Source organism: Candidatus Cardinium hertigii (genome assembly GCF_003788695.1).
Genome location: NZ_RARA01000026.1, coordinates 89,439 through 94,031, shown reverse-complemented (window position 1 = coordinate 94,031; position 4,593 = coordinate 89,439). Strand labels below are relative to the sequence as shown.

Sequence of the window (4,593 nt, the reverse complement as noted above, 5' to 3'; positions counted from 1 at the left end):
AGAGAGGTGTTGCATAAATGGCCCCATACGTACTGCCAATATGCTAATAACCCAGAGATTTTTGGAAAGTAAACTGAATATTATATAAAAAAGACCAAGATGATGTACCTGTTCTACCGTACGTACCAAACCTCCCCCACCCCAAGCAGTCGCTAATGTCGTAGCCACCAAGGTAGCCGTAGCAAATTGTTTATTCCCTTTACAATTGTATTATAAAATATTACGCATTTTGATTATTAATAAGCGATGCTATACCCTTTTCAAGGGAAATAGTAGGATTCCATTTTAGTACTTTTTTTATTTTTTCGTTACAAGCATACAAGAAAGGCACATCAATTTTCCTTAATTTCTCTGGGCTACTAATAACCTCTATTTTATGTTTTAAAGCTTTTTCAAAAATGTTTATCAGTTGATAGCCACTGGTAGGAATCCCAGTCCCAACATTTATTGTGATATTATAAGTAGTTTCATTTATGATGCTTTTTTTTATTATTTCTACTACATCCTTGACATAAATATAATCTCTAGCAGTTTCTAAGTTACCTAAGCTTTTTTGTGGAGAAATTATCTACTACTGCTAAATTAATCAGCTCATTCTTGAGTTCCTTTATAAGGTTAGTACCCACAAACCCTGCTCCACCTGTAATAAGAATTTTCATTTATTTATCATTTACAATGATATGCTTACGACAAGTAAGTTTATTAACTCTATTTTCCTCCAACCAGAATGGCTTAAAAGATTTTAAATATACTTTTTTACTATGAAATGATGCATATGCCATATCATATGCATATTTCATAGCATTTGTAATATTATTCCAAAGTAAATGCTTTTGTACATAGCTGCGATTTTCTTTTCCTATTTGAGCAGCTTTATGTGGCTCCTTTAAAAGCATGCTGATTTTCTTGATAATATCTCTTTTAGAGCCATCAGTAATGATTAAAGAAGGGATATCCTCATAACCTGCAGCACCTCGTGAAGTAGCTATAATTGGCAAGCCAAAAGAAGCATAGGTTAATATCTTTACTTTCATGCCTGATCCAGAAAAAACATTGCACATACCTATATCTGATAAAGCTAATTCCTTAGCGAGTAATGCATGATTCAAAGGTCCAGTACAAGTAAATCCTTGTAGGTAATCATACCTAGTAAGAATTTCGTTTGGCATCATTCCTATAGCTTTGATATTAATTTCAGGAAATAGTTTTTTTAAGTCGGTTAGAATATTGTTTAAGAAATAAACTAAGCTATCAGCATTAGGTTTATAAAAAAAATTTCCTAAAAAGACTATTGTTTTATTTTTTTTATTGGTTTTATTAGGTACTTTATGTTTAAAGGGTTTTTCAATACCATTAGGGGCTAAAATAATTTTTTCGGGTTCTATTAGGAACTTTTGCATTATTAGTTCTTTATCATTTTGTGTCATACACACGACTGCATCAGCAATTTTACACGATAAAGCCTGCATAAATATTAATTCATTTACCCGTTCATTATTACCTAAAGAGAGTTGTAAATCATATTCTATATCATGGTTCTCTAAAACACATGGTTTATTAGACAGCCTTCTTAAATTTATTCCTAATGAGAAAAAAGTTTGGGATATTTCAAATTGAAGAATATCCAAACCTTCTACAAGTACAAGTTGTGCAAGTAGTTTTATATTATAGAAATCTTCTTCATGAAGAATATGCATTTTAATTGGTATGTCTTTTAAAATTTCCGCCTCAGAAGGCTGATTAAAATTCCTGTTACATATTATCCATATTATCTCTTGACCCTTGTTTATTAATGATAAGGATAAATGATATAATCTATAAGTCACACCAGTTAAAGGAGGCAAAGTTAATACAGTATCAATAATAATTCCTATCCTATAGTTTTCTTTTGTTGGAGAATTATATGAACGCTCAGAAATAGTGTTATCTGTTTCATTGAATTCTAAAACTTTGTTAGAGAAAAAATGCTTAGTATACATAATTTGTAGCAATTAAAATTTGATTTGACAGGTACACTATAAAACTACCATCTTATATGTTAAAATTTTATAATGCCTATATTTTTTATGACATAAAATAATTGGGATTGCTATTATTCCATAGATTTACTTATACTGCCAATTTGCACAAGATTAGTATCATTATTCCTATTATAGCTTTACAATGACAGATTAACCGTAATGTCGTTATGTAAGCAATTAACAGGTAAACTGTTTGGTGACAAAGGGTACATAGGAAAAGAATTATTTGATAAACTTATAAATAAAGGTATACAATTGATTACCAAAATTAAAAAAAATATAAAAAATGCTTTTATGTATTTATGGAATAAATTGATACATAGAAAATGTTCTATTATTGAAACAGTTATTGATCAATTAAAAAACATTAGAACATGCTAGGCATAGAAGCATACCTAATTGTTTAGTCAATTTAATAGCAGGAAGAATAGCATATGCATGCTGCAGAACAGAAAAGTAAAGCTTCTATATTTTTTTGCATAAATCCGATAATCTTTAGCTGAGTTAATCTCCTCCGGTAAAGAAATGTGGCACTTACATCCTAGTCATAGGCGGATTTATGATTAAATAATCGGGATTGCTAAATCTATCATAGTTTATTGTAAACCCACAAAAACATCGGCAAAATTGCTTTAAAAGCTAATAAAAATAAGGCATAAACTTTTGTAAAATTCATCAACTGTATATATAATAGAGTTATATTAATTTTTTTATATTCATATTTTTCCTTTGTTTTGTTGGTTCCTAATAATGACCTTCAAATGTAAAACACAAAGGAGCTTTTGTAAACTGTTTGTTGTTTCCTAATTCAGAAATTCAGAACTCACGTTATATAAACATATGGACAAAATACATTTCATTGCAAGAGCGTATATAAGAGATGAAGATTATATTTTAATTGCTGACACTGGAACTCACCTATTTCTACCTGGGGGGCATGTAAAGTATAAAGAGAGTATGCATTCGGCCCTTTTAAGAGAATTAAGGGAGGAAATGATGGTAACTGATTTAAAAATTGGCAATTTTATAGGAGTAGTAGAAAATATTTGGGGCAATAGCGGTAATCCGTTCCATGAATTTTGTGCTGTATTTCAAGTTGCTTCTAACAATTTTTTGAAAAGCAGAGAAATAAAATCCAAAGAGGCTCATTTAAAGTTTTATTGGACTAAGTTTAATCAACTTGAAAAGTTAGGCTTTTTGCCTAAAGGAATATATAGCTTATTAAAACAATATGAAAAAATATCTCAACCTAGCTTTCTAAGTTTAATATGAGTTCTAGGTTAGTTATGTTAATAAAACTGCTTTATTGGTATTTATATGCTAAAACGACTAAAATATAAAAAATGAGTATCCAAGCGCTGGTTTAATACTTTTTTGTTATAAACAGGCAAAATATATTGCATTTAAATTTAATAAAAATCATAAACAGTAATCATATAAGTATATAAACTTATTGACAACTTTAAATGGTGGGGCGAGTACATAAATAAATGGAAAACTTTAATAGGAGCATTAGTTGGATAGATGTACCACACTTAAACACTATAGAGGCACATTTTCATTCAAGCATAAACCAGCAATTGTGCAATATATTAAAAAAATATGAAGAACTTCATATTGAAAATCAAAAAAACCTTCAGTCTAAGATACAACTTTTAAACGAGATAATAAATAAGCTGCAGGAGTTGTATATCAGTAGGAGTGTAGATGCTTCTCTATATAAATATCTATACGAAATATCAATAAAAAGAAAAAACTATATTTTAGCATTATGTGATCCTATATATAATATTAATAAGCCTATTGAAGAACAATTTACAGAATATTTTACTAGTATAGAGGGCAATATTTCTAAAGGCTATAACCCTTTGTTTTTAAATAACGATACATTCTTTGATTTTAAAAAAAAAGCTCCATGGGGACGGTACTGGATAGAAGCAATTGATCCTTGCCATCGCGATCTCACCATTTGGTATAATAAGTGGTTAGGTATAAGAATACATCAATCATTACCTCCATTCTTTTTCTGGTTAGAAACTCAACCTTTAACTCATAATGAGGCCGTTGCAATAGACAATTAAATTTAATCATAAATAATCCACTTTCCCCTCATTGAAAAAATGGTTAAGTTAACATGAGTTTTCGGTGTTTATTTTTTTAGAATTATTACTAATGTATAGTTATGGCAATCCAAACAAGTGGTCAATTAAGTTTAGCAGATATTTCAGCAAGTAAACGTAAATGTAAACATACCTTTTTTGATCAAATCACTAAAATAATTGATTGGTCAACAATTGAAAAAGAACTTCGCATTTATTATGCTAAAGGCCTACGCTTATCTGGCAAACCTGCCTATAGTCCCCTACTTNTTAAGCAGATTTAGGACTATGCTTACAAAGAAGAAGGCACTAGAGAGGTTATTAAATATAATTAATGACCAGCTATCTGCCCATGGGGTACTGGTTAAAAATGGCTCAGCTGCTATTGATGCTTCAATAACTCCTACTCCCAGATGTCCTAAAGGGAAAAAAAGTTATGATCTTCATGCAGATGGCAGTATAACCGTATCTGA

5 protein-coding genes and 1 pseudogene are annotated in these 4,593 nt (G+C 29.9%); 3 read left to right on the top strand and 3 right to left on the bottom strand.

Features of this window, described 5'->3' with window-relative positions; genetic code table 11:
• Nucleotides 1–220: 220 nt before the first annotated feature.
• From EDM02_RS06160 to EDM02_RS04265, 3 genes are read right to left on the bottom strand one after another with little or no spacing between them, the layout of a single operon-like run.
• Nucleotides 221–490, bottom strand: coding sequence for a Rossmann-fold NAD(P)-binding domain-containing protein (locus EDM02_RS06160; RefSeq protein WP_420886342.1), 270 nt, complete (start codon nucleotides 488–490; stop codon nucleotides 221–223).
• Nucleotides 491–539: 49 nt separating this feature from the next.
• Entirely contained in the window at nucleotides 540–659 is a 120-nt protein-coding gene (locus EDM02_RS04270) for an NAD-dependent epimerase/dehydratase family protein (protein ID WP_123663026.1), read from the bottom strand.
• Nucleotides 660–1,979 carry a glycosyltransferase family 4 protein gene (locus EDM02_RS04265; RefSeq protein WP_123663028.1) on the bottom strand — a complete coding sequence of 440 codons (1,320 nt, stop codon included), beginning with the start codon at nucleotides 1,977–1,979 and terminating at the stop codon, nucleotides 660–662. It abuts the gene before it with no gap.
• A gap of 183 nt (nucleotides 1,980–2,162) precedes the next feature.
• On the opposite strand from EDM02_RS04265, the pseudogene EDM02_RS04260 reads away from it, so the two are divergent.
• The 3 genes and pseudogenes from EDM02_RS04260 to EDM02_RS04250 form a co-directional block, all read left to right on the top strand.
• A pseudogene (locus tag EDM02_RS04260) lies at nucleotides 2,163–2,481 on the top strand (transposase); the annotation flags it as partial.
• 380 nt (nucleotides 2,482–2,861) lie between these two features.
• Entirely contained in the window at nucleotides 2,862–3,293 is a 432-nt protein-coding gene (locus EDM02_RS04255) for an NUDIX domain-containing protein (RefSeq protein WP_123663029.1), read from the top strand.
• A 218-nt stretch (nucleotides 3,294–3,511) separates the two neighbouring features.
• Nucleotides 3,512–4,102 (top strand): hypothetical protein, encoded by a 591-nt coding sequence (locus EDM02_RS04250; RefSeq protein WP_123663031.1) that lies wholly within the window; start codon nucleotides 3,512–3,514, stop codon nucleotides 4,100–4,102.
• Nucleotides 4,103–4,593 lie beyond the last annotated feature (491 nt).